We start from the raw sequence: 1,332 nt of genomic DNA, 5'->3' as shown, positions 1-1,332 counted from the left end.
TAGGAAAAGCACTTGAATGAGCAGTTAAAAAGATCTTTTAAACGAAGATTTTTTTCAGTGCCGATAAGCTGTTTTATGGTGCGACAAGAAGTCGCTTTCTTACAGTGTAGCTAACGCTACTTATCTAGACGCAAAGATGATCTCCATCCGAAACGGCATTCTTGGTAACGAGTCTGTCGGTTGCATGAGGAAATGTGGAAACAGAGGACAAATGCATGGTCCAGAATACTGCTAGGAGAAGATAGGTATGGTAAACGAAAGTGAAGGTTTGTAAGCTTCGTAAGGGTTAGCTCAAGATAATGCACAGCTTTGCTTGGGTCTTGGCAAGAGGAAAAGTAGAATCATAATGCTGCTCTGATGCGTCCCGCATCTTGCCCGGAGTAAAGAACCTACCTACCCCTATCGCATCTGTAGGAAGTGGAACTTGGTAAGCCCTATGTCATCTGCATAAGCAGTAGGATGACTGTAAAGTCAAACGATGTGGCAGAGGGTATGGGATATGAGAAAAAAGCGAAAGCCGTTACCCTGAAAAGGGACAGGAAAGCAGAAACACTGTATAACTGGACGGATACTGTCGTCTCTATTGACAATGACAGGCTCGAAAGAGCGCCCACTTCTCATGGGTCTTCAACACGAAAATAAATTTGTGGCTATCTTCTAACGAAAAGGAGCGTGCTGTTATGAATACCTCTCTACGAGCGTCGGCGCACGTCTCGCATAAAGATTGGTACTCTATTGATTGGAGTATTATACAAAAATATGTAGGGAAGTTACGACAAAGAATTTATCGTGCCGAACAGAAAAATCAACAAAGAAAAGTAAGGAAACTTCAACGTTTACTCCTACGGAGTAAAGCAAATCTACTGCTTTCCATTCGCAGAGTAACACAACAAAATAACGGTAAGCGAACACCTGGTGTAGATGGCTATACGGCTTCAAAACCAAGCGAACGTATCAAACTTTATAAACAAATAGTTAAATGTAATGTCTTTCGACATCGTCCAAAGCCAGCAAAACGAACGTTTATCCCGAAGAAAAATGGAAAGATGAGACCTCTCGGTATCCCCACGATACGAGATCGAGTGTATCAAAACATAGTAAAAAACGCACTCGAACCACAATGGGAGGTCAAGTTTGAACCAACTTCTTACGGTTTTCGTCCTAAACGAAGCACACACGATGCTATAAGTAATCTTTTTAATAAGCTTAACACGAATAGTAAGAAAAAGTGGGTATTTGAGGGAGATTTTTTAGGATGCTTTGACCATCTTAATCATGATTGGATAGTAGAACAAACATCTATGTTTCCAGGAAACACTCTCATCAAAAGAT

Annotated in this window: 1 protein-coding gene; it reads left to right on the top strand. The window is 41.1% G+C overall.

Annotation, left to right across the window (positions count from 1 at the left end; genetic code table 11):
* Window positions 1-680 precede the first annotated feature (680 nt).
* Window positions 681-1,332, top strand: a 652-nt coding sequence (locus ACFX4H_RS26780) for a reverse transcriptase N-terminal domain-containing protein (RefSeq protein WP_377436614.1), incomplete at its 3' end; no start/stop codon positions are given.

It is taken from the genome of Peribacillus sp. YIM B13477 (assembly GCF_042787955.1).
GTDB classification, from domain to species: domain Bacteria; phylum Bacillota; class Bacilli; order Bacillales; family DSM-1321; genus Peribacillus; species Peribacillus frigoritolerans.
This window is presented reverse-complemented; position numbering and strand designations above follow the sequence as displayed.